The sequence below is a fragment of the Burkholderia sola genome (assembly GCF_905400185.1).
Lineage (GTDB): Bacteria > Pseudomonadota > Gammaproteobacteria > Burkholderiales > Burkholderiaceae > Burkholderia > Burkholderia sola.
Window position 1 is genome coordinate 1,776,550 of sequence record NZ_FR989676.1, and the last position, 24,696, is coordinate 1,801,245.

A 24,696-nucleotide genomic window follows, 5' to 3' on the forward strand; every position below is an offset into this window, starting at 1 on the left:
CAACTTCGATGTCCTCAAAAAAAGAACCGCTCGTTATCGTCGGCGCCTCGTATGCCGGAACCCATCTCGCCGCGGCTGCGCGCGAACACGGATTCGATGGGCCTATCGTCCTGATCGGAGACGAGCCGCACGCACCCTACCAGCGGCCGCCTCTTTCGAAGGGCCTGCTCACCGGCAAGACAGGCATGGGCCAGCTCGCGCTGCGCGGTCCGGATTTCTACACCGAACAAGGCATCGACTTGCGTGTGGGTCAGCGCGCGACGGCGCTGGATCTGGCCGCGCGCCGCGTGCGGCTGGCGGACGGCGACAGTCTTGAATACGGCTGGCTTGCACTCGCCACGGGAGCGCGCTGCCGCCCGCTTCCGGTTCCCGGCGCCGAGCTTCAGGGCGTGCATCAACTGCGCACGCTGGACGATGCGCTGGCGGTGCAGCGCAGGCTTGGCCGTTGCTCGAGCGCGTGCATCGTCGGCGGCGGGTTTATCGGCCTGGAGGTCGCGGCCGCGCTGGTCTCGGCCGGAACCCGGGTTACCGTGGTCGAAAGCCAGACGCGCCTCCTCGCACGCGCGTTCCCGGCGTTCATGTCGGACTATGTGGCGCAGGCGCACCGTCAGCGCGGCGTTTCGCTGGAATTGGGCCGCAGTGTGCGAGCGCTGCTCGGCCGTCAGGGTAGAGTCGAGGCCGTCCAGCTCGACGATGGCCGCACGGTGGACTGCGACCTGGTCGTGGTCGGTATCGGCGTGTTGCCGAACACGGAGCTTGCCGATGCCGCCGGCGTCGCCTGCGACGACGGCATCCTCGTCGATGCGCTGGGCCGGACCTCGGTGCGAAACGTACTGGCCGTCGGCGACGTGGCCAACATGGTGCAGCCGTCTTTTCCGGGTAGTCCGGCAAGAATGCGCTTCGAATCCATCCAGGCCGCCAGCGACGGGGCGCACGCCGCGGCCTCGGTGCTGGTCGGCCGGCCTCGACCGCTTTCGGCGGTACCGTTGTTCTGGAGCGAGCAGCACGACCTGAGATTCCAGATGGCCGGGCTGCCCGCATCCGGAGACCAGGTGGTGTTGCGCGGAACACCCGCCAGCGATCGCTTTACGGTGTTCTACCTTCGGGATGATGTGGTGGCGGCCGCGCATTCCGTCAACCGGCCGTCGGACCACGTTCTGGCGCGCAAGCTGATCGCGCAGCGATCGCGCATTGCTGCTGCGACGCTGGCCGACCCGACAGCGGATCTGCGCTCCGTGAGCGATGCCGGGCAGATGAATTGACTTGTCGTCTTCGGTGTACGCGGGGCGCCTCGCGCGCGGATCGCCGCTCGTACATCGGCCATCACGTGCGTCTGCGCGTGCTCCGGCAGTGGCTTCGGTCGCGGAAAATGAAGAGCAGGGGGGTGGCCGCAGCCGTCGGAATGAATGCACGGCGCCCGGCGTCGCCGCCGGGCTCGGCGAATGAACCATGCCGGCTCGTTTCCATCTTCTATCCGTCGTTCCGAACCGGTCTCCTGGTATGCGAAGGCAGCTCGCCGAAGAGTGCCAGATAGTCTTCGGCGAAATGGCTCAGGTGGAAGAATCCCCATCGGGCGGCGGCATCGCCGATCAGGAGTTTGGACGGATGCGTCGACATCAGGCTTCGACGCACGCCATTGAGCCGCACGGACCGAAGATAATTTAACGGGGTCGTTCCGGTCACGGATCGAAAGCTGTTTTGCACCGTGCGCCGACTGATCTGCAGTTGCTGGCACAACTCCATCACGCTGGGAACCTTGATTCTTTCCGACATGGCCAGGTGATGGCATTTCTCGACGATGAAACTTTGGGTGGAGCTGCCGTTTCGTTGACGTAGATTGCAATCCGGACTGCTGATCAGTCGAATCATTTCGTGAAGAACGAATTGTTCGAACACGCCTTCACCATGCTGGATGGTGCTGCCTTCGTCGTCGACGAACGCCTGGGAAAATATCGCAAGCAGGCGATGGCGGCACGCGTTCAGGCGCTGTTTTGGCAACCTGATGACGGGTTGCTTGAGGAGAGTCTTGATCTCGTGGGCGTTCGTGAGGGTCGATAGTGCCGATTCGAACATGTCGCGATCGAAGTTGATCGAGAGCATGTCCATGCCCGTTGGCATATGAAACATGAATTCTTCGCCGCCACGCAGAAAGAGAACGCTGTTGCAGTCCGCTTTGCGGCCCTGCATGATGACCGGGCCGGGCGCGGAAATCGGTATGGCGAAGCAGATCTTTCCCGATGGAGCTTCGCCGTGTTGAACGACGCGCTGGTTTATCCGTTCCCGAAACAGGTGGCAGCGCACGCTCGCAAGTTGCATCAGGGAACTTTCGAGTGACCCCGCCGATATCTGGCTGTAGGTTTGATTCCAGTGCTTGATCGACGCTGCGTGGGCATTCACGTCATCAAATCGGTCGATGCTCTTCATGACAGGAAACCTCGGCGGGGCGGCGGCGGGCGTGCGCAGGGCGATTGATCGTTTTTGGGCAGAAGAAATTCTGCAAACAAATCGTGCGTTATCCCAGCGGGGGAAACCCGCGGATGCCGAGCCTGGACGCGCGGGCGCCTCCGCCGGGGCGGTGGTTCCGTCGAGTTCGACGTGTCGACGTGTCGACGTGTCGACGTGCCGTACGCGGATGCGACTGCTACGGAGTCCGATGTCGCTGATGCGATGTACGGCAGGGTGATCGAGGATCGCGCTAGAAGTTCGCGACGATCATCAGGTTGACATAGAAGTTCGCGGCCGCGCTGCCGGTCTGGTTTCCGCCGTTTGCGGCGTATCTGCGCGGCTTGTAGACACCGAAGTTCGGGGAAAACTGGAGATTCCTGGTGATCGCCCAATCCAGATAGAGCGTCAGCTCGGACGCATCGAGATCGAGGGTCGAGCGATTGGACAACGTCCGGAAGTTGAAATACATCAGGGTCACGGTCAATTTTTGGGACGGGTGGACCGTGAGCCCGACGTCCTCGATGCGCGTATTGAAGTTATATGAAAACGAATAGTTGGATGCGATTTCGCCCTGGTAGCGATCGCCAAATCCACCCTGGAACAGCGAGTCGAAATCCTTCGAGTAACGTGTGTAGCGATAGCTCAACGACGGCTGCCACGCGACATTCTGGAACGTATATCCGGCTTCGGCATACCACCCGTTGTCGTTGCCGGATCGCTTCGTTTGGTACGCATATTCGAACGCGAAGTGCGTATTGGGGACCCCCGCGTCGCCGTCGCCTCGAATGCTGTACGTGTTCATCCCGGGGCGATCGAGGCGGCTCGGTGTGCTGACATATCGCTTGTCGATGCTGATGCCATGGACAAAGGTGAGCCCGAGCGTTCCCGGCTGGGCCGTATAGTCCAGGGTGCCTACGGCCAACTCGGTATCGGCTTGCAGATGATTGTTCGATTTGAGCCAGATTGCGCTTCCGTGCCATCCGGTGTCGCCGCCTAGTCGCAGCACCGCGGTTCGCGAGAAAGCCACGCGCGATGCCAGATAGTAAGCGCCGCCGCGATCGTAGCGGCCGTCGTCCAAAGCCCTGCCGGCACTGACTTTGTCCCCTTTGATCAGGAAACCGGAACCCACGTTGACGTACTGGCTGCCGGCGGAAATGTCGATGCCGTCCTTTCCCAATGCCGGAATCAGGTCGCCGGATTTCCAGCCGAGGTAGGCGTCCTCGAGCGCGTTGCGGCGCTCGCGACCGGTCGTAAAGCCGCCGGGATCGCCGTTGCCCCACGTGCCCGAGCCGAGAAGACTCACGGCACCGTAGATCGACCCTGCGCCGGGGAGCACCGTGCTGCCGCTCAAGCCATACTTCAGATAGCCTTCCTGCCATCGGGTAGCGCCCGGGCGGTCGATATAACTGCGCTGGACGCTGAAAAACCCGTAGCCTGCGGTCAAGTTCGCGTTAAGGTTCGTGACCCCATCGTTGTAGAACTCGTATGCGCTTGCAGGCGATGAAAATGTGCCGATGACGAGCAACGCTGGAAAGACCATTCGGATAACGGAATACATGGGATTGCCCTGAAATGTGCGATCGGTTGGAATTTTTCTGCACTCGCGGTGCCGTGCGCACAGTGCACCGTCGACGGGAGAGCGCGCGTCATCGACGTCGTGGCGAGCACTGCGAATTGCGGTTCGAGTGTTCAGTTGCGATGCCGTGAGGTGGTAGCCCAAATCAGCACAAAGTACGCGGACGGGTGCATGGGGCGATGCGGCACGTGACAACGCGGTCGAGCCGTTGCCGTCGGCGGTTTCCTTTCGCGAGGGTATTCCCCCGGTTCGGTATGGAGTTGCCATTTCTGGATATACGGCTGCTTGGAGACGCTGTTTAATTCTTGCGTCGCGTAGCCAGCGTGCGCTTCCTCGATCGACATTGCGACGAGATGGCAACCGGATCGGACTGAAGTCGCGGTAGCTCCACGCCGACCGAAGAAACGCCCGAAAGACATTCGTGAAGCGACGTCGTGCATCACGGGCTTCGCGCAGTGACAAGACTCCTCAACAGCGGAAACATTCACATGCACCGTCTGATAGAAAAAGCCCGGTACGTCGTCCTGATGGGGATCATGATCGGGTCGGGCGCGGCCGCACCGGTTCGCGCGGAGGTCCCGCCGATGCCCACCGTCGTCGAAGTCCCGCCCTCCGGTAAGCTGCCTCTGTCGTCGGCTTCCCGCCCTGGAACCGAATATATCGATTTGGCCAAATACGGGTACACCGAAAAGGAATACTACCTATCTGGGGTTGCCCCGGTGATTACCGCGACGGGAAAGACGATGTTCCAGGCGCCGTACCTGACACGGATGCTCGTCCGCGCGCCGACGGATCCGGCCCGCTTCAACGGGACCGTGATCATCGAGCCGTTCAGCTGGTTCGGAGAGCGCGGCGCCGGCTGGATCCTTACCCGGAAATATCTGCTGAGTCGCGGGTACGCCTACGTGGGATACACGCTCAACAGCAACAAGCCGGCGGTCGATCCGAAGTTCATATCGGACACGCCGAAGGAGCAGGCAGACCAGATCGCGTTGTATGGAAACATCGTCAATTTCGACTTCATGCGTCGATTCGACTATGCGCGTTATGCGCCGCTGGGCGTGTATTACGATCCGGAGCATTTCATGCTGGGCAACGTGCCGGATCCCTTCATTCCGCAGTCGCAAGGCATCGGCGCGCAGTTGGCGCTGGTGCTGAAGTCCGATACGCCGCAAAATCCGCTCGAGCCGCTGAAGGTTCGGCGCGTCTATGTCGATAGTTGGGCCGTGACGGCGCAAGTATGGATGGACTATCTCGACCAGGGGCGTCACCAGCAATGGCGGATGCCGGACGGTCGTCCTTTGATCGACGCATACATGGGTGGGCGCATGGCCTATGGCGAGGTGGGAGGCGAGTCCATTCGCGTTCCGCGCAAGATGCCGGACGACGCGCCGTTCGTGACGGTCTTCAGCGAATCCGAATTGATGCACGACGTGCTCGCCGGTATTCCGCTGCCGCCGGACACCGACAGCCCCAAACTTCGTTATTACGAAGTGACAGGCATGCCGCACTTGCGGAAGGCCGATCTTGGCACGGGCGAGAAGGAGCGGGTGGCCGCCGATATCGGCAAGGGTAATGACCCGCGTTGCCGAACGCTCTATGACGAGCCGGTGGAGGACGTCGTGTCGGCAATCCTTGACGGAATGGATAGATGGGTGCGCAACGGCGAGATCATGCCGAAGGCGCCAAGGGTCGTCCGCAACGGAAAGGCCGTGGTGCGCGATCCGGCGACTGGAAACATGGAGGGAGGCGTCCGTCCGCCCTGGATTCAGGTGCCGTCCGCAACCTACATGACCGACCAGGAAACGGGTTGCGGTCTGATCTACGACACGAAGATTCCGTACTCGAAAAGCAGGATGAGAAAGTTGTACGGTAGTTACCAGAACTACGAGCAGGCATTCGAGGCGGCGAAAGAAAAGTCGATCAAGGAACGCTACCTCCTGCCGGACGACGCGGCCGTGCTTCGGCCGATTGCGAAACCCGGGGATTTCTAGCCAGGTCGAGGCCGAACGGGGTGAGGGCAGGTGCCGACCAGATCGTCGATTTCATCGCCTACGCATCCGCCCACTTCCTCAACAGGTTGTGATAAATCCCCGTCAGCGAAATAACCACCGGGTCCTTCGCCCCTTTTTCCGCGGAAAGCGCCTGAATCTGCGTATCGAGCTGGAACAGCAGCGTGCGGTCGCCGTCGTCGCGCACCATGCTCTGAATCCAGAAGAACGACGCCACGCGCTCGCCCCGCGTCACAGGCGTCACGTGATGCAGGCTCGATGCCGGATACAGCACGAGATCGCCTGCCGGCAGCTTCGCGCGATGCACGCCGTAGGTATCCTCGACGCATAGTTCGCCGCCGTCGTATGCGTGGGGTTCCTCGAGGAACAGCGTCGCCGACAGATCGCTGCGCACACGAAAATCCGTGCCGCGCAGCAGCCGGATCGCGTTGTCGACGTGCGTGCCGAACGTCTCGCCGCCTTCATAGCGATTGAACAGCGGCGGAAACACCTTGAGCGGCAGCGCCGCCGAAAAGAACAGCGGATGGCGGGCGAGTGCGTCCTGGATCGCATCGCCGATGGTGCGCGCGACCGGTGAACCTTCCGGCAATTGCCGATTGCGTTTCGCGAGCGCCGACTGCGCGCCGGAGGTTGCGTTGCCATCGACCCATTCGGCGGCATCGAGCAGGTCGCGGCATTGCGCGACTTGCGCTCGGGTCAGTACGCCGGGGATATGAAGCATCATGATGCGGATTCCATGGCGTGCGGCGCCAGCTGCATGGCCGCCGAACGAAACGCGTCGAGCGGCGACGACGCGAGATACGCGCGCATCTTCGCGATGAACGCGGGTGTCGCGGTAGCCGGCACGCGCGCGAGCCAGACGAGCGCTTCGTCGACGCGCCCGCGCTCGGCGAGCAGCCGCGCATAGTTGAACTGGCCACGAAAATCGCCGGCGTCGGCCGCACGGCGATAGTGGTCGAACGCGGCGTCGATATCGACCGATACGACCCAGCCGTCCTCGTAGAAGCCGCCGATCAGGTTGATCGATTTCGCGTGACCGAGCGCGGCCGCGCGGCGGAACCAGTCGAGCGCGTCGACGCGGTTCTCGTCGACGCCGTTGCCGAGGGCAAGTGCGGTCGCGTAGTTGTACATGCCCCAATCGAGGCCTGCCTGCGCGGCGAGCCGATACCAGTACACGGCGACCGGCGCGCACGCGGCCGTGCCCCAGCCGAACTCGTAGCAGCGCCCGAGCATGTTCATCGCCATCGGGTGGCTGGCCCGCGCCGCGTGCCGGAACCAGTTGAACGCGGCCGCCGGATCGCGCGCGACGCCGTGCCCGTCGAGCAGGTATTGTCCGTACACGGCCTGCGCGTCGACGATACCGTGGTCGGCCGCCGCCGCGACCCACGCGGCGGCGCGCTCGGGCGGCCCGGCCAGGATGTCGGCGAACTCGCGCGGCGAGACCGACGCGAGCGCCTTCAGCGATACGGCCTCCATTGATCAGTAGCGCGCGTTCAGCGTGACGAACGCCGAGCGGCCCGGCGCGATCGACGCATAGTGCGCCGGATACGCCTGATCGAAGTACGTGCGGTTGAACAGGTTGTTCACGTTCAGTTGCAGGTCGAGCTTCTTGTTGATCCGGTACTGCGCCATCGCGTCGAAGCGCCAGTACGACGGCACGGCGCGCAGGTTCGCGGGATCGCCGAACACTTCCGACATGTAGAACGCGCCGCCGCCGACCGTGAACTTCGGCGTGACGTCGTAGTTCGACCACATCGTGAGGCTGTGCTTCGGCGTGTTCGGGAAGCGGTTGCCGTTGTTCGCGGCGTCCTTGCCGTTGTCGCGCAACGCGCTCTTCATGTACGTGTAGCCGCCGAACACCTGCCATTGCTTCGTGATCTGGCCGGCGAGGCCGAGCTCGAGGCCCTGCACGCGCTTGTTGCCGACCATCGCGTACTGGTTGTTCGGCAGCGTCACGCGCGCGTTCGTCGTATCGATCTGGAACAGCGCGGCCGTCAGCGACAGCTGGTCGTTCAGCACGTTCCATTTCGTGCCGAGTTCGATGCTGCGGTTCTTCTCGGGCGCCATCTGGTCGGCGTTCGGGCCGACGCCGCCGCGGCCCGGCGTCAGCGACTGAGTTTCGCTGCCTTCGCCGAGCAGCATGCCGGCCGGCGTCGACGACGTCGCATACGACGCGTAGATGCTGCCGTTTTGCGCGGGCTTGAACACGAGGCCGGCCTGCCAGTTGAAGAGGGTATCGTCGCGCGTGTAGGTCTTGCCGCCGTTGGCCTTGGTGTCGGTGAAGCGGGTCGAATAGTCGTCGACGCGCACGCCGGCGTTCACCTGCCAGCGCGGCGTGAGCTCGATCGTGTCGAAGCCGTAGATCGACTTCGTCGTGGTGCGCGCATGCGCATAGTCGTTGTTGCGCGTGATCGAACCGGCCCACGGATCGTTCGGGTTCGGCGACCACAGGCTCGTGCAGTTGTAGCCCGACGGCGCACCGATGCCTTTCTGGCAGATCGTGCCCTTGTCGGTTGCCACCGTGTACGAATCGCGCTTGCCCCATTCGCGGGACAGCTCGATGCCGGTCGTGAAGCTGTGCTTGAACGGGCCCGTGCGGAATTCGCCGAACAGCTCGGTCAGGTTCGCGAGGCTGTTGATCGAGCTGTCGCGGTTGTTGTTGCGGCGCCAGACCTTGCCGTTCACCACGTTGCCCTGGCTGTCGTCCGGCTGCGTCCAGATGTAGTCCTGCGTCGATTCCGTGTAGCGCGTGGTGTTGCGCACCGTCAGGTTCGGCGTGATGTCGTGCTCGATCTTGATCGTGCTGATGTCCGACGTGGTCTTGCGGAAGTCGCGGTCGATCAGGCCGTAGAAATTGTGGCGATCAACGGGCGCCGGATAGATCGTGCCGACGTTCGCGGGCTTGTTCGACGTCGTGTAGAAGTACGGGATCCCGCCGTCGGGCATGTCGTCGGTCGACAGGTGGTAGTAGCTCGCGGTCACGCGCGTCGGCGTGCCGAGGCCGAACGCGATCGACGGCGCGACGCCCCAGCGCTCGTTGTTGACGGCGTCGCGGCCGGCGACGTCGTTGTTGTGACTCATCAGGTTCAGGCGGAACGCGGCGTGATCGGCGAACTGCCAGTTGCCGTCGGCGGTGAAGCGGCGATAGCGGTCGGTGCCCAGGCCCGCGCTCGCGGCGGCCGTCGTGCCGAGATGCGGGGCCTTCGTGATCAGGTTGATGCTGCCGCCGGCACCGCCGCGGCCGCCGTACGCGCCGTCGGAGCCTTTCGTGATCTCGACGCGCTCGGTGTTGAAGATCTCGCGCGTGGTGGCGCCCGTGTCGCGCATGCCGTCGACGAACATGCTGCCCTGCGTGTCGTAGCCGCGGATGAACGGACGGTCGCCGAGCGGGTTGCCGCCTTCGCCGGCGCCGAACGTGATGCCGGGCACCGTGCGCAGCGCTTCGGTCAGCGTCGCCGCGCCGCTGCTCTGGATCAGTTCCTGCGGGATCACGGTGACGGATTTCGGCGTGTCGACGAGCGGCGCGGTGAATTTCGCGGAAGCGGAAAAGTCGGCCTTGAAGCTGTGCTCGGTCTTGCCCTGGATCTCGATTGGTGCAAGGTGGCCCTCGGTGCTGACGGGCGCCGTGCCGTCGGCGAACGCGGGGCTCGCGGCGAGCACGCTGCACAGGGTGGTGAATTTACCGAGCTTCAGCTCGTCGGGACGGGACTTCATGGTGCGCTTCGACCTCGCGGTGTGGCCCCGGGGCGGTGCGTTGCGGAAACGTGCATGCCGCCGGGAATTATTACGATTTGTTTTCAGGCGGCATTCTATGTAATTTCTTGTTGAATGAGAAGCGTTCTTGTTCGCGTTTGTGCGGGGATTGTTGACGAATGTTGCAGAGGGTTTGTGGGGGATTGCGGGGCGGGAGGATGGCCGAACGGCCGAATGGGAGAGGCGTGGCGGGCGGCTTACAGTGGCCGAATCTTCCTTCGACTCAAATGACTGCAAGGTGTTAGTATGACTGCATTGCAAGCAAATGTAGTGAGGCGCATCATGCCCATGATCACCGTTCGAAATTTGCCCGACGAAGTGCATCGCGCGCTTCGAATCCGGGCTGCGCAACATGGCCGCAGTACCGAGGCCGAGGTGCGAGACATCCTCGAGCAAGCCGTTCGGCCGGGAGGGCGGCTGAGACTGGGAACGTTGCTCGCTGAAATCGGGCGAGAGGCTGGCGGCATCGATTTCGAAGTTCAGCGTGATAAGACGCCAACCGATCCCATGAGCTTCGAATGATCCTGGTCGATACCAACGTCATTTCCGAGCCGCTGCGGCGCGAGCCGAGCGCAGCCGTGATCGAATGGCTCGACGCGCAGAACGTCGACACGTTGTTTGTAGCCGCAATCAGTCTGGCGGAGATTCGGTTCGGCGTGGCCGTGTTGCCGGTGGGGCGCAGGCGGGACTGGCTCGAGCAAAGCATCGAGCAGCGCGTCGTGCCGTTGTTTCGCGGCCGGATCCTGCCGTTCGACGATGCGGCCAGCAAGGCGTATGCGAGCCTTCGCGCCAAGGCGCGTGGTACGGGCAACGCGATGGCGTCTGCCGATGGCTTCATCGCGGCAACCGCCGCCGCGAACGGTTTGATCGTGGCCACGCGCGACGTCGCGCCGTTCGAGGCAGCGGGCTTGCGTGTGATCGATCCCTGGGCCAGCTGACGCCGGCTCGGCCGCCGTCACGTTACCGGCGTCGAAAATGACAGCGCGCCGTGCAAGCCGGCGCGTTGGGTGCGTGCCGGCTGCGCGCGGCCCTTGAACCGGGGCAATCTCGGTTCAGCCGCGCGACACCGGCTGCAGGTCAGTCGATTCCGTGAAACACCGCATCCTCCGGGCCGAGGTACGCCGGCGGACGCCACGTCGCATCGCGCATCGAGTGCTGGACGAGATTCTCGACACCCAGCAGCACCGCGAAGATCGCCATTCGCACCGGAATGCCGTTGTCGGTCTGCCGGAAGATCGCGAGACGCGGGTCGCGGTTCAGGTCGACCGACAGGTCGTTCGCGCCCGGCCGGCTATCGCGCGGCAGCGGGTGCATGATCAGCGTGTCGGGCTTGCATACCGAATCGACGAGCGCCTGGTTGATCTGGAAATCCGGCGTATAGCCTTCGAACGACTCGTCGGTGAAGCGCTCTTTCTGAATCCGCGTCGCGTAGACGACATCCGCGCCGCGCAGCCCGGCCGCGAGGTCGTTCGTCTGCTCGACCACATGGCCGTTCGTCGAAATCTGGTCGACGATGTACGCCGGCATCTCGAGCGTCGGCGGCGATACGAGCGTGAACTTCAGCCCGCGGTACAGCGCGAGCAGCTTGACGAGCGAGTGCACGGTGCGGCCGTATTTCAGGTCGCCGACCAGCGCGATGTGCGCGCCGTCGACGATCTTGCCGAGCCGCGAGAATTCGCGCTGGATCGTATACAGGTCGAGCAGCGCCTGGCTCGGGTGCTCGCCGGGGCCGTCGCCGCCGTTGATCACCGGCAGGTTCGTCGCGCGTGCGAATTCGGCCACCGAGCCTTTTTCCGGATGGCGGATCACGAGCGCGTCGACGTAGCCGGCCATCACGCGGCTCGTGTCGTAGATCGATTCGCCCTTGGCCATCGACGAGAACGTGAAGCCCGTCGTGTCGCACACCGAGCCGCCGAGCCGGCAGAAGGCCGCGCCGAACGACACGCGCGTGCGCGTGCTGGCCTCGAAGAACAGGTTGCCGAGCACCGCGCCTTCGAGCACGCGCGAAATCTTGTGGCGTCGCGCGATCGGCTGCATGACGTCGGCCACGCGGAACAGCGCCTCGACCGAATCCCGCGAGAACTGCTCGACCGAGATCAATTGCGGCTTGCCTTCGAACAGGAACTGCTTCGCGAGCCCTTGTTTATCTACGCTTTGCGTATAGTTCTCGCCGTCCGGCGCTGGGCGTTCGACGATTTCCGACACGAAGCGCTCGACGATCTCGGGCATCCCGCGCGATTCCTGGGAATCGTCCGGAAGCAGCCAGGTATCCAGCGCGCGCCGGCTGACGCCGATGCGATTCGCGAATGCCTCGCGGGTCATGTTGAGGCGGCGCATCGCGTCGCGGAGGAAGGCTTGCTGGGGAACGGTCATCGGCGGCTCCTGGGCGAAAAATATACGCGGTGCGTATATTAGTTCCTCGCGCAATGAAGTCAAGAAAAATCTGTGCGCACGCGCGGCCGGGCCGTACTGGCGCGCGGCGTGGCTCTCCGTATAATCAGGTCAGGCCCCGTGTCCGGCAGCGTGCCGGGCGCCACGCCACACACGATTCACACGATTCGCCCGGTCGGGCTTGTTGATTCCAAGGAGAATGAGAATGACGCGTACGATTGCTGCAATGCTGCTGGTGCTGACCGCCGCGCTCGCCGGTTGCAATACGGTCGCCGGCGTGGGCCAGGATATTTCGAAGGGCGGCCAGGCGATCAGCGATTCGGCTGAAAAGGCCAAGTAAGCCGACCGGTTCAGGCATGCAGAAGGCGCCGGGCCTTCCCGCGATGGCGGGGCGGCCCGGCGCCTTTTTCGTGCGCGGGTCGATGCCGGCGGCGTCAGGCGTGTTCCACGAACGCGTAACGGCCTTCGACCTTGCGCGGCGTGAACCAGCCGTAGTCGGGGAACAACCGGTTGCGGACGAACCACACGTAACCGACCAGCACGACCGTGATCGCGAGGCTCGGCAGCGCGGCCGCCGGATCGCGCCCGAGGTCGGCGACGGTCTTCGGCATCTGCAGCAGCGACAGCAGGATGAACGCGTGATACGCGCCGACACGTTGGGTCGCAAAGCCCCAGATGAACAGCAGCGACAGCGGCACGGTCAACGCGAGGAATACGGTGACGAGGACGGTGCCGGCGCCGGATGCGAAGAAGTAGTACGCAAGCATCAGGCTGATGACCAGTTGGGCGATGCCGAGGGCGATCAGGATCCGGACGTGCACCTTGTTCTTGCGGCAGCGTTCGGGGTCCGGGCGCGACGCGATCAGATGCGCGAGCACGCGATCCTTGAGCCCCTGTCCGGACAGTTCGGCCAGCGCGTCGGCTTTCCTCGTTCCCGCGGACAGCAGCACCGCGATGCTTGTTTTGGCTTCCTTCCTGTTCATTGTTTGGCGGATTGTTGTTCGAGGGTGGTCAAAGGGGCCGGCCACGCGAATATTGCATCTCGCGCAGCCGTGCGCAACGGTTTTGCGGTGCGCGGACACATTCCTACAGTCGCCGGCTGCATCGTGGCGAAGGCGGGGAGCGGCAGGCGATGCGACGGCAGGGCGCCGCCGCCGTTTCCGCCGGGACGCGATGAGCGCGAGTCAGTCGATGGCGGTCCGCGCAGCGATCGTCGTGCGTGATTCGGCGGGCGGCTCGCGCCGTCGCGTCGCGCCGACCAGCATGCCGGCGACGACGAGCGCGATGCCGGCGACACGCGTGCCGGTCAGCGCTTCGCCGAACAGCGCGACCGCGAACAGCACGGCCGAAACCGGCGCGACCGCGGTGAACAGGGCGGCCTCGGTGCCGCTCGTGCGCGCCGAACCCGCATACCAGCACAGGTAGCCGAGCACGGTCGGGATCAGCGCGTAGTACGCGATCGCCGACACGGCGCCGACGGTCCAGCCGCTCGCCACCGCGCGCCATTCGAACGCGGCCGGCACGAGTGCGAGCACGAAGCCGAGGCCCGACATCGCGGTGGAAAGCGCAAGCGGCGGCAACGGCGCGGCAAGCCGCCGGTTGAGCAGGATGAAAACCGCTTCGCATGCGACGGCCGCCAGTACCAGCGCATCGCCGGCAAGCGTCTGCAGCGACGGCATCGCATGGCCTGGCGCGAACGTGACGAACAGCACACCGGCGGTGGCGAGCGCGGCGGCCAGCCAGTCGCGCGGCGTCTGCCGCTCGCGCAGCACGACGGCCGCGATCAACGTCGACATGGCCGGCAGCGTGCCGAGCATCACGCCCGCATCGAGCGGCGACGACAGCTTCGTCCCGCTGATCAGCAGCACCGTATAGCCGACGCCGCCCGCCGCCGCCTGGATGACGAGCAGCACGGCGTCGCGTGCGCAAATGCGGGGCCAGCGCATGCGCTGCGCGCGCATCAGCGCGAACAGCAGCGGGGTCGCGATCAGGAAGCGCAGCGCGGTGGCCGCGAATGGCGACAGGCCGCCGGCCGCGAGACGGCTCGCGATGACGGTGCTGCCGACGCCCGCCATCGCGGCGGCGAGATAGAGATAACCAATCAGTCGTGTCTTCATGCGCCGCATCGTCGCGTACCGGGCACGGGGCGTCTTGAACGAAATTGCAGCAGAGGGGGCGTTGAATACGGTGCGCCGTCGACATGTCCGGACGCAATGGGGCGCGGCTGCCGTCGAGGTGGCAACCGCATTTCGAATGAAGTGCGCCCGGCGGCCTCGCGCGGCGCGGGCGACAGCGCGACTTAACCCGCCTGCGTGAACCGCCCCGGCGTGATCCCGAACTGGCGCGCGAACGCGCGCGTCAGGTGGCTCTGATCGGCGAAGCCGGCTTCAGCCGCGGCATCGGCGATCGGCAAACCGCTGGCCAGCAACGCGCGCGCGAGCCGCGTGCGCGACTGAACCAGATAGGCATGCGGCGTGATGCCGAGCTCGCGCGCGAAGCCGCGCAGCAACTGGAAGCGGCTGACGCCGCTCAGGTCGGCCAGCTCGGCGAGCGACACGGGTGCGGCCGGCGCCGCGTCGAGCCGCTCGCGGGCGACGCGGACCGCCGGTGCGACGCCGGCCGCCGGCAGCGTGCGGTTTGCGTGCCGGGCAAGCAAACCGGCGACGAGCATCACGAGCGCTTCGTCGCGGGCCAGCGGCTGGGTTTCGCCTGCGACGATGCGTGCATGCAGCCGGCCGACGGCGGCCGCGAGGCGCGCGTCGCGCACGGCCGGATGCGCGAGCTCGACGCCGCCGACGCCTTCTTCCGCCGCGACGCCCGCGACCAGCGCGGGCGCGAGGTACAGCATCCGCCAGCGCCGGCCGGTGCCGGCCTCGAGCGGCGAACCGTCGTGCATCTCGCCCGGGTTGACCATGATCGTGTCGCCGGCCAGCGCGTTGACCTGCCCGCGGCCGCTCCACGACCGGTGCGCACCGCTGACGATCACGCCGACCCCGAATTCGTCGTGCGCGTGGCGCGGAAATGCGCGATCGGATTCGAGGCTGATCGTCTCGATGCCTTCGCCGGTGCGTCGGTAGTGGGTGACACGGTGCATGTGCGCTCCTCGCGCCGGTGGCGGCGCGGATCACGGGCACTTTAGCGCGTTCCGGCGCCGCGCGCCCTTCATCCGTTTGGCGGATACCGCGCGGCGCGCGCAGCCCGCACCATGTGCACATGAGCAGCGTACACGGCCCGCCGGGCCTGAAGCTGCGCGGGAGAGGGCAGGTGGAACGACAGGATCCGGTATTCATTCAGGTGGGCGCGCTCGCGGACGGCTTCGCGCCGGACGCGAACGTCCTCGCCCCCGTCGACGCACTCGTCGGGCGGACGCTGACGCTCGACGACGCATCGGGCGCGTGGCGTATCTATACGTTCGAGCCGGGCGCGCTGCAGTGGCGCGATGCGGCGACCGGTACGAACGGCCGCGCGGCGTGCCGCGTGACGCGGCTGCGCGACGGGCTGTACTTCGTCGACTACATCGATGCGACCGCTCGGGCGACGTCGGTGAGCCTCGTGATCGATCTCGACGCCGGTGTGTGGACGGCGGTCGTCGGTACGCTGCCGACGGAAGCGGACACGCGCATCGATGCATTCACGCGCGTCGCGCACGGGCTGCCGCTGACGGCCGTCGATGCGCAATTCCGACACGGTACGCTGGGCGGCCACGCCCGGCCGGGGCCGCTGCATGCGCCCACGCGCGAGTTGATCGGCAAGCGGACGATGTACCGCTACAGCCCGACCGAATGCTACGAGCACATCTACCTGAACGAGAATTTCTACGCGTGGCAGTGCCTGCAGGGCGTCGAAGGCGGGCTGGCCGATGTCGACCGCTGTCATTACTTCAGGATTGCAGACGAGCTTTACTTGTTCGTGTGGCGTGAGAAGGTGGTGCCGACGCTCGGCGTCGTGCTGATCGACTTCGCGCAGCGCAAGACCGACGGCAAGATCTTCGGCTATCAGGGCAGCGATTTCGGCACGTTGTCGAATTTCCAGATCGGCGCATACGCGCAGGTGCTGAACGAAACCGTGCATCCGCTCGGCGACGAGGCGCGGCGATGACTGCCGTGCTCGGCAGCGGCCGCTTGCGTGCGGATTTCAGCGGTCGCGTCGTGCTCGTCACGGGCGCCGCGCAAGGGATCGGCGCGGCGATCGCGCGCCGTTTCGCGGAATCCGATGCGTTCGTCGCGGTCGCCGACCTGAACGGTGATGCGGCCGCCGTGCAGGCCGACGCGCTGGCCGGCGCGGGCGGCGACGCACGCGCGTACCGGGTCGATGCCGCGAGTCGGGCCGAACTGGATGCGCTCGTCGCCGCAGTCGAGCGCGACGGCGGCCGGCTCGATGTCGTCATCCACAATGCCGCGTATTTTCCGTTGACGCCATTCGCGCAGATCGACGAGCCGACGCTCGAGCGGACGCTGTCGGTCAACCTGTCGGCGCTGTTCTGGCTTGCGCAGGCCGCGTTGCCGGCATTCGAGCGCGCGGGGGCCGGGCGGCTGCTCGTCACGTCGTCGGTGACGGGGCCGCGCGTCGCGTATCCGGGGCTCGCGCATTACGCGGCGTCGAAGGCCGGCGTGAACGGCTTCATTCGGGCGGCGGCGCTGGAGCTCGCGCGCCGCAACGTGACGGTCAACGGCGTCGAACCGGGGATGATCCGCACGCCGGCGGCCGGCAATCTCGGCGACGCGTCGGTCGCGGCGCAGATCGCGCGCGACATTCCGCTGGCACGGATGGGCGAGCCGGAGGATATCGCGAACGCGATGCTGTTTCTCGCGTCGGCCGACGCGGCGTACATCACCGGGCAGACGATCGTCGTCGACGGTGGCGCGACGTTGCCGGAGAGCGGGGCGGTGCTGGGAGACGGGTAGCGGTGAGCTAGCGAGGCCGGCCGTGGCGGCGGCCGCGGGCCGTGCGGGCATAGGCGGGCATAGGAGGGCATAGGAGGGCATAGGAGGGCATTTGCGGGCATAGGCCGGCCCACGCCACGGGGCCGTGCCGCACGCCAGCGCCGCGACTACAACCAGCCGTTGCGGATGAATTCGACGATCGAATAGCGACGATGCTCGAGATCGTGCTGCCGCACGGCCTCGACGATCCGCGATACGCCATCCGCATAAGGCGTATCGCCGGATACGCGCGATTCGAACTGGAGGCTGCATGCGCCATCGTCGATGCGTATCCGGTGAACCGCATGGCGGCCGAGCTGATCGTCCGGGATGCCGAATTCGCTGCGCTGCGCCGCCGGGTCGCGCACGGAGCGAATGGTTTCCGGCCGCACGCCGAGCGACCGGGCGATGCCGACGGCCGTGCCGGGGACGGACGTCTTGCCGGCCTGATGCGACTCGGTCACGCTGATCTCGCAGTCGCGGAACAGGTGGCCGCTGGTTTCCAGCATGCTCATGAACTTGAGCATCAGGATGTTCGTGTTCGGACACAGCACGACCGGAAAGCCGTACGTCCCGGTTTCGAGGTCGGAGCCGGTCGACAACTCGACGAGCGGCGACGCGGTGGCCTGGCAGAACGCGATCGCCGCGGCGAGTTCGCGGCCGGAACCGGCATGGACGACGATCGAGCGGGCGTCGCTACGCCGCGCGTCGGTTCGCGTGGCGTCCGACCACGGCATCACGCGACAGCTGGCCGGGTCGAGCTTGTGCGAGCCGAGCAACTCGTTGGCGAGCTTGCCGGTTCCGATGACGAGTACTTGCATGGGATGGACGGGTTGAGGTTCGGGATGCGAGACGGTGATGGACGCGGGTCTTCGGGCAGGCCAGCCCGGCCGCCTTGCCGCGCGCCATGGGTGCCGGGCATCGCGCATTATGCCCGGCCGTCCGACCGCGTGCTCGTCGACTCGCGCAGGCATCGCACCGTCTCGCGACGGATAGGTCGCGATCTGTTTCGCGATGCCGCCGCCGAATGGCCGCCAGCTTCCCGTCGACCTTTCGCCGAGTTCCCTCCCTCCCGGCCAGCCGCGGTCCACCGACGGACGAACCGCGCGACCGCACCCTCATCCCGTGCGCACGAACGCGTGAACGGCGCTACGCTGTCGGCATTTCATCCCATTACCCTCGATCCAGGAGAACACATCGATGGAACACGACCTGAAAGGCAAGGCAGTCGCGATTACCGGCGGCTTCGGTCATCTGGGCTTCGCGACGGCCGCGTGGCTCGGCGAGCGCGGCGCACGCGTCGCGCTGATCGGCCGCGGCGCGGCCCCGGCGGCGCAGGCGCTGCCCGGCGTGCCGGCCGATGCGCTGCGCATCGGCGGCATCGATCTCGTCGATCCGCAGGCCGCCGTGCAGGCGCTCGACGCGGTCAACCGCGAATTCGGCCGGGTCGACGCGCTGCTGAACATCGCGGGCGCATTCGTGTGGCAGACGATCGCCGACGGCGATGCCGCCACGTGGGACCGCATGTATGAACTGAACGTGAAGACAGCGCTGAACGCGTCGAAGGCCGCACTGCCGTACCTGGTCGCGAGCCCGGCCGGCCGCATCGTCAACATCGGCGCGGGCGCGGCGTTCAAGGCCGGCGCGGGAATGGGCGCGTATGCGGCCGCGAAGGCGGGCGTCGCGCGGCTCACCGAGGCGTTGGCGGCGGAACTGCTCGATCGCGGCGTGACCGTGAACGCGCTGCTGCCGAGCATCATCGACACGCCGCCGAACCGCAAGGACATGCCCGACGCCGACTTCTCGCGCTGGGTCCGGCCCGAACAACTCGCGGCGACGATCGGATTCCTGCTGTCGGCCGACGCGCAGGCGATCACCGGTGCGTCGATTCCGGTGAGCGGCCGCGTCGCGTAGTGCGCCGCGGGCAGGGCTCGCCGGGGCCGGCCGTGCGTACAATGTCGCACCGGATTGCGCGACCCGGACCCGAGACCGAACCCGACACCATGACTCAGCCCACCATCCTGATCGTCGAAGACGAACAGGCGATCGCGGACACGATCGTCTATGCCCTCGGCACCGACGGCATGCAGACCGTCCACTGCACGCTCGGGCAGGCGGCGCTCGACCGCCTGCGCGACACGCGTGTGGATCTCGTGGTGCTCGACGTCGGCTTGCCGGACCTCAGCGGCTTCGAGGTATGCCGGCGGCTGCGCACGTTCACCGATATTCCGGTGATTTTCCTGACCGCGCGGCACGACGAGATCGACCGGATCGTCGGGCTCGAGATCGGCGCCGACGATTACGTCGTCAAGCCGTTTTCGCCGCGCGAGCTGGCCGCACGGGTGCGCGTGATCCTGCGCCGCTTCCGCCGGGCGGCCACACCGGAGCCGGCGCCCGCACCCGCGCTGGCCGACGCGCCTGCACCGGTCGCCGCCGGCTTCACGCTCGATGCCGACGGCGCGCGCGTGGCGTGGCTCGGCCACGCGCTGGACCTCACGCGCTACGAATTCGGACTGCTCGCGTTGCTGGTCCGGCATCCGGGCCGCATCTACTCGCGCGAACAATTGATGGATCTCGTGTGGCACGGGGCGCTCGATTCGGCCGACCGCACGATCGACACGCACATCAAGACGCTGCGCGCCAAGCTGCGCGCGATCGATCCCGAGCGCGACCCGATCCGCACGCATCGCGGAATGGGTTATTCGCTGCAACCGTAACGACCGGCACCGCCCATGCATATCGGCCTGCGCATCTTCTTCGGCTTTTTCCTGATCGTCGGCCTGGCCGCGCTGATCACGCTGCGCGTATTCGTGCAGGAGGTGAAGCCCGGCGTGCGCGAAGCGATGGAGGACACGCTCGTCGATACCGCGCAGGTGCTGGCGACGCTGGCGGCCGACGACATGGCGAACGGCCATATCGCCGACGGCACATTCGCACGGCAGCTCGGGAAACTGCACGAGCGCCCGGTTAACGCCAACGTGTGGGGCATCCAGAAGAACGCGATCGGCTACCGCCTCTACATCACCGACGCGCACGGCATCGTCCGCTACGACTCGTCCGGCAGCGCGGTCGGGCAGGACTATTCGCGCTGGAACGACGTGTACCGGACGCTGCGCGGCGAATACGGCGCGCGCAGCACGCGCAGCGATCCGAACGACGACAGCAGCACCGTGATGCACGTGGCGGCGCCGATCCGGCGCGGCAACGAGATCATCGGCGTGCTGACGATCGCGAAGCCGAACCAGACGGTCGCGCCGTTCATCGCGCGCAGCCAGCGCAAGATCATGCTGTACGGCGCGTTGCTGATGGGCGGCGCGATCCTGATCGGCGCCGCGTGCACGTGGTGGCTGGTGCTCGGGCTGCGGCGCCTGCAGCGCTATGCGCGCGCGATCGCGGCCGGCGAGCGCGCGTCGATGCCGCTGCAGGGCGCGAACGAGCTGGCCGAACTCGGGCGCGCGGTCGAAAGCATGCATCAGCGGCTGGAAGACCGGCAGTACGTCGAAACCTACATCCACACGCTCACGCACGAGATGAAGAGCCCGCTGGCCGCGATCAGCGGCGCGGCCGAGCTGTTGCAGGAAGACATGCCGGTCGCGAACCGCCGCCGCTTCACCGAGAACATCCGCCGCCAGGCCGGCCGCCTCGAACAGATGATCCGCAAGCTGCTCGCGCTGGCCGAGGTCGAGCAGAAGCAGCGGCTGTCGGTGCACGAGCCGGTCGCGCTGCGGCCGGTGCTCGACCAACTCGTCGACGATATCGAACCGCGCGCGCGGCAGCGCGGCGTGAGCCTGCGGATCGACGCGAACGATGCGGCTGATGGGGCCGATGCGCCGGTCGTCGACGGCGATCCGTTCCTGCTGCGGCAGGCGCTCGGCAACCTGCTCGACAACGCGCTGGATTTCGCGCCGCAGGGCAGCACGATCCGGATCGCGCTCGAGCGGCAGCCGGCGGGCAGGGCGCACGTCGCGGTCGTGCGCGTCGCCGACGACGGCCCCGGCGTGCCCGACTATGCGCTGTCGCGCGTGTTCGAACGCTTCTATTCGCTGCCGCGTCCCGATGGGCAGGATCGCAGCACGGGCCTCGGGCTGTGTTTCGTCCGCGAGGTCGCGATGCTGCACCACGGCCAGGTCGCGCTCGCGAACCGTGCCGAAGGCGGCGCGTGCGCGACGCTCACGCTGCCGTCGGCGGGCTGACCGCGCGCTTCACGTTCGCCACACATTCGCTTCACGCCGGCTTCAATCGCCCTTCACCGGGGCCGCGCATGCTGACCGTACCTTCCACTCCGGTACCTGCCAGCAATGAATCGAGTCCTGTTGTTCAAGTCCATGATCACCGCGTTTCTCGCGCTGGCGATCCTGATCCCGCTGCAGATGGTCCAGAGCATCGTGCGGGAACGCGCCGACTATCGGCAGAACGCGCTGCAGAGCATCTGGGCGAGCTACGCGGGGCCGCAGACGGTGACGGGACCGGTGCTCGTCGTCCGTTACACGGAAGTCACGCGCGTGAGCGACGACGTGCGCGCCGGCGGCAAGGCGAAAACCAGCCTGAAAAGCGAGACGAAACGGCTGCTCGTGTTTCCGAAGACGCTGAACGTCGACGGCACGCTGTCGGTCAGCGTGCGCTATCGCGGCATCCACAAGGCGCTCGTGTACGGGCTCGACAGCCGGATGACGGGCACGCTGCCGCTGCCGGACCTGAAGAAGCTGCCGCAGGCCGACGGGCACGTGAGCTTCAAGATCGACGGTGCGTATGTCGCACTCGGCATCGGCGACCTTCGCGGCTTGAAGGCGCAGCCCGACCTGCGCATCGGCGGCAAGCGGATCGACGTGGAGCAGGGCACGCGGCTCGAGAGCCTGCGCCAGGGCGTGCATGCGAACCTCGATCTCGCGGCGCTGGCGGACGCAAACGCAGGCGCGACGGTCGTGCCGTTCAGCATCGGCCTGCCGCTCGCGGGCGCCGAATCGGTCGCGTTCGCGCCGGTGGGCGACCAGAACGACTTCTCGCTGAAATCGACGTGGCCGCATCCGAGCTTCGGCGGCGAATTCCTGCCGGCCGACCGCACGATCGACGCGCGCGGCTTCGTCAGCAACTGGCACGTGACGTCGTTCAACACGAAGGCGCGCGAGCAAGTGGCGTCCGGCACCGGCGACGGCGAGATCGAGATGGCGTCGGTATCGGTGATCGAGCCCGTGAACGTCTATCTGCAGGCCGAGCGCGCGACGAAATACGGCGCGTTGTTCGTGATGCTCACGTTCGCGAGCTTCTTCATGTACGAGCTCGTGAAGCGGCTGCGCATTCACCCGATCCAGTACACGCTGGTCGGCCTGTCGCTCGCGCTGTTCTTCCTGCTGCTGCTGAGCCTGTCCGAGCATATTGCGTTCGGCTATGCGTATCTCGCGGCGAGCGGCGCATGCATCGGGCTGCTGGGCTTCTACCTGTCGTTCGTGCTGCACAGCGTGAAGCGCGGCGCGACGTTTACGGCGCTGCTCGCGATGCTGTACGCGGCGCTCTACGGGCTGCTGCTGTCGGAAGACAATGCGCTGATGCTCGGTTCGCTGCTGCTGTTCGCGATCCTCGCCGGCATCATGACGCTCACGCGCCGCGTCGACTGGTATTCGCTCGGCGCCGCGTGGCAGCCGCTGGCCGACAAGCCGGCGGCGGTGAAGCCGGGCGCGCCGGTGAAGTAGGCGAGCAAGCGGGCGGGCTCGGCGATCGCGCAGTGACGGAGGCGTTCATCGTCGGCCGGCCCGGCCTGCCGAAAGCGGCGGCGGCCCGGATCGCCCTATACTGACCACTCCACATTACCGGACCACGCCGTGCCGAACCCAGTTTCAGGAGATCCGTCCATCGACGATCCCCGTCCGACCCCGCCCATCCAACCCGAACTGGAAGACTGCTGCAACAGCGGCTGCTCGCCGTGCGTCTTCGACCTGTACGACGAAGCGCTCGCGCGCTATCGCGTCGAACTGGCCGAATGGGAGGCGCGGCAGGCACAGCGCGAGCATCGCAAATAAACCGGACGCCGGCGAGCGGCCATGCGTTGCATGCACCGCATCTGTCGCCGACGTCGGACTGACGAGGCCAATTCCGTCGCGCGTCAGGCGTCACGCATCCGCATGCAGCCGCCGATGCATCGGCCCGAGCGCCATCGACAATGCAATGCAGCCCACCAACACGATCGTCAGCGTGAACATCGACGCTCTGAACCCCTGCACGTAGTCGAGCGCGGCCGGATGCACGCCGAGCCGCGCGAAGAACACGCCGCCGATCGTCGCGGCGCCGACCGCCGCGCCGATCTGCAGCATCGCGCTGACCATCCCCGACGCGACGCCCGCGCGGGCCGCGTCGACTTCCGCGAGCACGATCCGCACGACCGACGGCAGCACGAGCCCTTGCCCGATGCCGATCGCCGCGATGCCGGCATAGAAGCCGGGCCCCGGCGCGCCGTCGCGGGCCAGCGCGGCGGCGCTCGCGACGCCGGCCGCGAGCATCGCGAAGCCGAGCGTGAGCACGCGATACCCGCCGAAGCGGGCGACGAGGCGCGTCGTCAGCAGCGGGCTCGCGAGGAAGCCGAGCCCGAGCGGCAGGATCGCGAAGCCGGACGCGAGCGGCGACCAGTTCAGGCAGCCCTGCAGATAGATCCCGTAGCTCAGGAAGAACGCGCTCAGCATGTAGAACAGGAACGCGAGCAGGAGCCCCAGCGCGACGACCGGGTTGCGGAACAGCCGCACGTCGAGCAGCGGATCGTGGCCGCGCGCGAGCCGGCGCGCTTCGACCGCCAGCAGCGCGCCGAGCATCGGCAGCGCGCCGATGCCGCACGCGATCATCCACAGCGGCCAGCCGGCTTCCCGACCGTGCGTGAGCGGGTACACGATCATCAGCAGGAACAGCGACATCAGCACCGTGCCCGGCACGTCGATGCGCTGGCCGCGCGGCGCGCGGTTTTCCGGGATGAAGCGCCAGCTGCCGATCAGCGCCAGGACGCCGATCGGCAGATTGACGAGAAAGATCGCGCGCCAGCCGAGCCCGAACGGATGCAGGCTGATCAGCGCGCCGCCGCCGAGCTGGCCGATCACGGCCGCGAGGCCGAACGCGAACCCGTAGAAGCCCATCACGCGCACCTGTTCCTGCGGGCTGAATACGCTGCGGATCGTCGCGAGCACCTGCGGCGCGAGGATCGCGGCGAACAGGCCCTGCAGCACGCGGCCGCCGACCAGTACCGTGCCGTTGCCGGCGAGCCCGCACAGCGTCGACGCGAGCACGAAGCCGGCCATGCCGATCATGAACATGCGCTTGCGACCGTACAGGTCGCCGAGGCGTCCGCCGGTGATCTGCACGACCGCGTTCGCGCACGCATAGGCTGACACGACGAGCTGCAACTCGGCCTGGCGCGCGCCAATGCCGTCGCGAATGGCCGGCAGCGCGAGGTTCACGATGAAGTAGTCGAGCGGCGGCAGAATGGCGCCGACCAGCAGGACCACGAGCGCCCAGCCGTGATGGCTGCGCGGCGTCGTCGCGGCAGCCGCGCCGGCCGGCGCGCAGGGGGCGAGGGTGTGGTTCGTCATGATGAAAGCAGATCCAAAGAATGAGGGCCCGA

23 protein-coding genes are annotated in these 24,696 nt (G+C 66.5%); 12 read left to right on the forward strand and 11 right to left on the reverse strand.

Going from position 1 to position 24,696, the window contains the following annotated elements; translation table 11 throughout:
- Window positions 1-8: 8 nt before the first annotated feature.
- Window positions 9-1,262, forward strand: a complete 1,254-nt coding sequence (locus KR541_RS24480) for an NAD(P)/FAD-dependent oxidoreductase (protein WP_050017410.1) — start codon at window positions 9-11, stop codon at window positions 1,260-1,262.
- Window positions 1,263-1,470: 208 nt separating this feature from the next.
- Here the strand turns inward: KR541_RS24480 and KR541_RS24485 are convergent, their stop codons facing one another.
- Together KR541_RS24485 and KR541_RS24490 are read right to left on the reverse strand one after the other, a co-directional pair.
- Complete coding sequence (locus tag KR541_RS24485) at window positions 1,471-2,424, reverse strand: helix-turn-helix domain-containing protein (RefSeq protein WP_176015820.1); 954 nt, start codon at window positions 2,422-2,424, stop codon at window positions 1,471-1,473.
- Window positions 2,425-2,695: 271 nt separating this feature from the next.
- Entirely contained in the window at window positions 2,696-4,483 is a 1,788-nt protein-coding gene (locus KR541_RS24490; protein ID WP_235356303.1) for an alginate export family protein, read from the reverse strand.
- A gap of 26 nt (window positions 4,484-4,509) precedes the next feature.
- On the opposite strand from KR541_RS24490, the gene KR541_RS24495 reads away from it, so the two are divergent.
- The gene (locus tag KR541_RS24495; RefSeq protein WP_176015819.1) at window positions 4,510-6,015 is read left to right on the forward strand and encodes an alpha/beta hydrolase domain-containing protein; all 1,506 of its coding nucleotides are present in this window, start codon (window positions 4,510-4,512) and stop codon (window positions 6,013-6,015) included.
- 58 nt (window positions 6,016-6,073) lie between these two features.
- Here KR541_RS24495 and KR541_RS24500 read toward each other — a convergent pair whose 3' ends face one another.
- Genes KR541_RS24500 through KR541_RS24510 form a run of 3 tightly spaced genes read right to left on the reverse strand, consistent with a single transcriptional unit; the run spans window position 6,074 to window position 9,747 of the window.
- The gene (locus KR541_RS24500; RefSeq protein ID WP_050017413.1) at window positions 6,074-6,757 is read right to left on the reverse strand and encodes a Fe2+-dependent dioxygenase; all 684 of its coding nucleotides are present in this window, start codon (window positions 6,755-6,757) and stop codon (window positions 6,074-6,076) included.
- Window positions 6,754-7,509, reverse strand: coding sequence for a tetratricopeptide repeat protein (locus KR541_RS24505; protein WP_050017414.1), 756 nt, complete (start codon window positions 7,507-7,509; stop codon window positions 6,754-6,756). Before KR541_RS24505 ends, KR541_RS24500 begins: the two co-directional genes overlap by 4 nt.
- A 3-nt stretch (window positions 7,510-7,512) precedes the next feature.
- The gene (locus KR541_RS24510) at window positions 7,513-9,747 is read right to left on the reverse strand and encodes a TonB-dependent receptor (protein WP_050017415.1); all 2,235 of its coding nucleotides are present in this window, start codon (window positions 9,745-9,747) and stop codon (window positions 7,513-7,515) included.
- A 321-nt stretch (window positions 9,748-10,068) separates the two neighbouring features.
- On the opposite strand from KR541_RS24510, the gene KR541_RS24515 reads away from it, so the two are divergent.
- The gene (locus KR541_RS24515) at window positions 10,069-10,308 is read left to right on the forward strand and encodes a FitA-like ribbon-helix-helix domain-containing protein (RefSeq protein ID WP_060733370.1); all 240 of its coding nucleotides are present in this window, start codon (window positions 10,069-10,071) and stop codon (window positions 10,306-10,308) included.
- Complete coding sequence (locus KR541_RS24520) at window positions 10,305-10,724, forward strand: type II toxin-antitoxin system VapC family toxin (protein WP_050017416.1); 420 nt, start codon at window positions 10,305-10,307, stop codon at window positions 10,722-10,724. Before KR541_RS24515 ends, KR541_RS24520 begins: the two co-directional genes overlap by 4 nt.
- 139 nt (window positions 10,725-10,863) lie before the next feature.
- Here the strand turns inward: KR541_RS24520 and KR541_RS24525 are convergent, their stop codons facing one another.
- Window positions 10,864-12,159, reverse strand: a complete 1,296-nt coding sequence (locus KR541_RS24525; RefSeq protein ID WP_050017417.1) for an aspartate carbamoyltransferase — start codon at window positions 12,157-12,159, stop codon at window positions 10,864-10,866.
- Window positions 12,160-12,382: 223 nt separating this feature from the next.
- Between KR541_RS24525 and KR541_RS24530 the strand changes: the two genes are divergently transcribed.
- Entirely contained in the window at window positions 12,383-12,517 is a 135-nt protein-coding gene (locus KR541_RS24530; protein ID WP_050017418.1) for an entericidin A/B family lipoprotein, read from the forward strand.
- 94 nt (window positions 12,518-12,611) lie between these two features.
- On the opposite strand, the gene KR541_RS24535 is transcribed toward KR541_RS24530, so the two are convergent.
- From KR541_RS24535 to KR541_RS24545, 3 genes are all read right to left on the reverse strand, one after another.
- Window positions 12,612-13,160, reverse strand: a complete 549-nt coding sequence (locus KR541_RS24535) for a hypothetical protein (RefSeq protein WP_050017419.1) — start codon at window positions 13,158-13,160, stop codon at window positions 12,612-12,614.
- 201 nt (window positions 13,161-13,361) lie between these two features.
- The gene (locus KR541_RS24540; RefSeq protein WP_089489764.1) at window positions 13,362-14,294 is read right to left on the reverse strand and encodes a DMT family transporter; all 933 of its coding nucleotides are present in this window, start codon (window positions 14,292-14,294) and stop codon (window positions 13,362-13,364) included.
- Window positions 14,295-14,476: 182 nt separating this feature from the next.
- A complete protein-coding gene (locus KR541_RS24545) occupies window positions 14,477-15,271 on the reverse strand; it encodes an AraC family transcriptional regulator (RefSeq protein WP_216089854.1) in 795 nt (264 codons plus the stop codon).
- Window positions 15,272-15,441: 170 nt separating this feature from the next.
- On the opposite strand from KR541_RS24545, the gene KR541_RS24550 reads away from it, so the two are divergent.
- Together KR541_RS24550 and KR541_RS24555 are read left to right on the forward strand one after the other, a co-directional pair.
- The gene (locus tag KR541_RS24550; protein ID WP_216090010.1) at window positions 15,442-16,275 is read left to right on the forward strand and encodes a molybdenum cofactor biosynthesis F family protein; all 834 of its coding nucleotides are present in this window, start codon (window positions 15,442-15,444) and stop codon (window positions 16,273-16,275) included.
- Window positions 16,272-17,081: an SDR family oxidoreductase gene (locus KR541_RS24555; RefSeq protein ID WP_216089855.1), complete on the forward strand. Its 810-nt coding sequence runs from the start codon at window positions 16,272-16,274 to the stop codon at window positions 17,079-17,081. The genes KR541_RS24550 and KR541_RS24555 overlap by 4 nt, the downstream gene beginning before the upstream one ends.
- Window positions 17,082-17,227: 146 nt before the next feature.
- Here the strand turns inward: KR541_RS24555 and KR541_RS24560 are convergent, their stop codons facing one another.
- Window positions 17,228-17,920 (reverse strand): dihydrodipicolinate reductase C-terminal domain-containing protein, encoded by a 693-nt coding sequence (locus tag KR541_RS24560; RefSeq protein ID WP_050017424.1) that lies wholly within the window; start codon window positions 17,918-17,920, stop codon window positions 17,228-17,230.
- A 379-nt stretch (window positions 17,921-18,299) separates the two neighbouring features.
- Here KR541_RS24560 and KR541_RS24565 point away from each other — a divergent pair, with 379 nt between their 5' ends.
- From KR541_RS24565 to KR541_RS24585, 5 genes are all read left to right on the forward strand, one after another.
- On the forward strand, window positions 18,300-19,013 hold the full coding sequence (locus tag KR541_RS24565; protein ID WP_050017425.1) for an SDR family NAD(P)-dependent oxidoreductase: 714 nt from the start codon (window positions 18,300-18,302) through the stop codon (window positions 19,011-19,013).
- Between the two features lie 89 nt (window positions 19,014-19,102).
- Window positions 19,103-19,816, forward strand: a complete 714-nt coding sequence (creB, locus tag KR541_RS24570) for a two-component system response regulator CreB (RefSeq protein ID WP_216089856.1) — start codon at window positions 19,103-19,105, stop codon at window positions 19,814-19,816.
- Between the two features lie 15 nt (window positions 19,817-19,831).
- The gene (gene creC, locus KR541_RS24575) at window positions 19,832-21,292 is read left to right on the forward strand and encodes a two-component system sensor histidine kinase CreC (RefSeq protein ID WP_216089857.1); all 1,461 of its coding nucleotides are present in this window, start codon (window positions 19,832-19,834) and stop codon (window positions 21,290-21,292) included.
- A 105-nt stretch (window positions 21,293-21,397) separates the two neighbouring features.
- Window positions 21,398-22,786 (forward strand): cell envelope integrity protein CreD, encoded by a 1,389-nt coding sequence (creD, locus tag KR541_RS24580; RefSeq protein WP_050017428.1) that lies wholly within the window; start codon window positions 21,398-21,400, stop codon window positions 22,784-22,786.
- A gap of 129 nt (window positions 22,787-22,915) precedes the next feature.
- Window positions 22,916-23,113, forward strand: a complete 198-nt coding sequence (locus KR541_RS24585) for an oxidoreductase-like domain-containing protein (protein WP_080334376.1) — start codon at window positions 22,916-22,918, stop codon at window positions 23,111-23,113.
- Window positions 23,114-23,203: 90 nt separating this feature from the next.
- On the opposite strand, the gene KR541_RS24590 is transcribed toward KR541_RS24585, so the two are convergent.
- Window positions 23,204-24,664, reverse strand: coding sequence for an MFS transporter (locus KR541_RS24590; RefSeq protein ID WP_213346465.1), 1,461 nt, complete (start codon window positions 24,662-24,664; stop codon window positions 23,204-23,206).
- Between the last annotated feature and the right edge of the window lie 32 nt (window positions 24,665-24,696).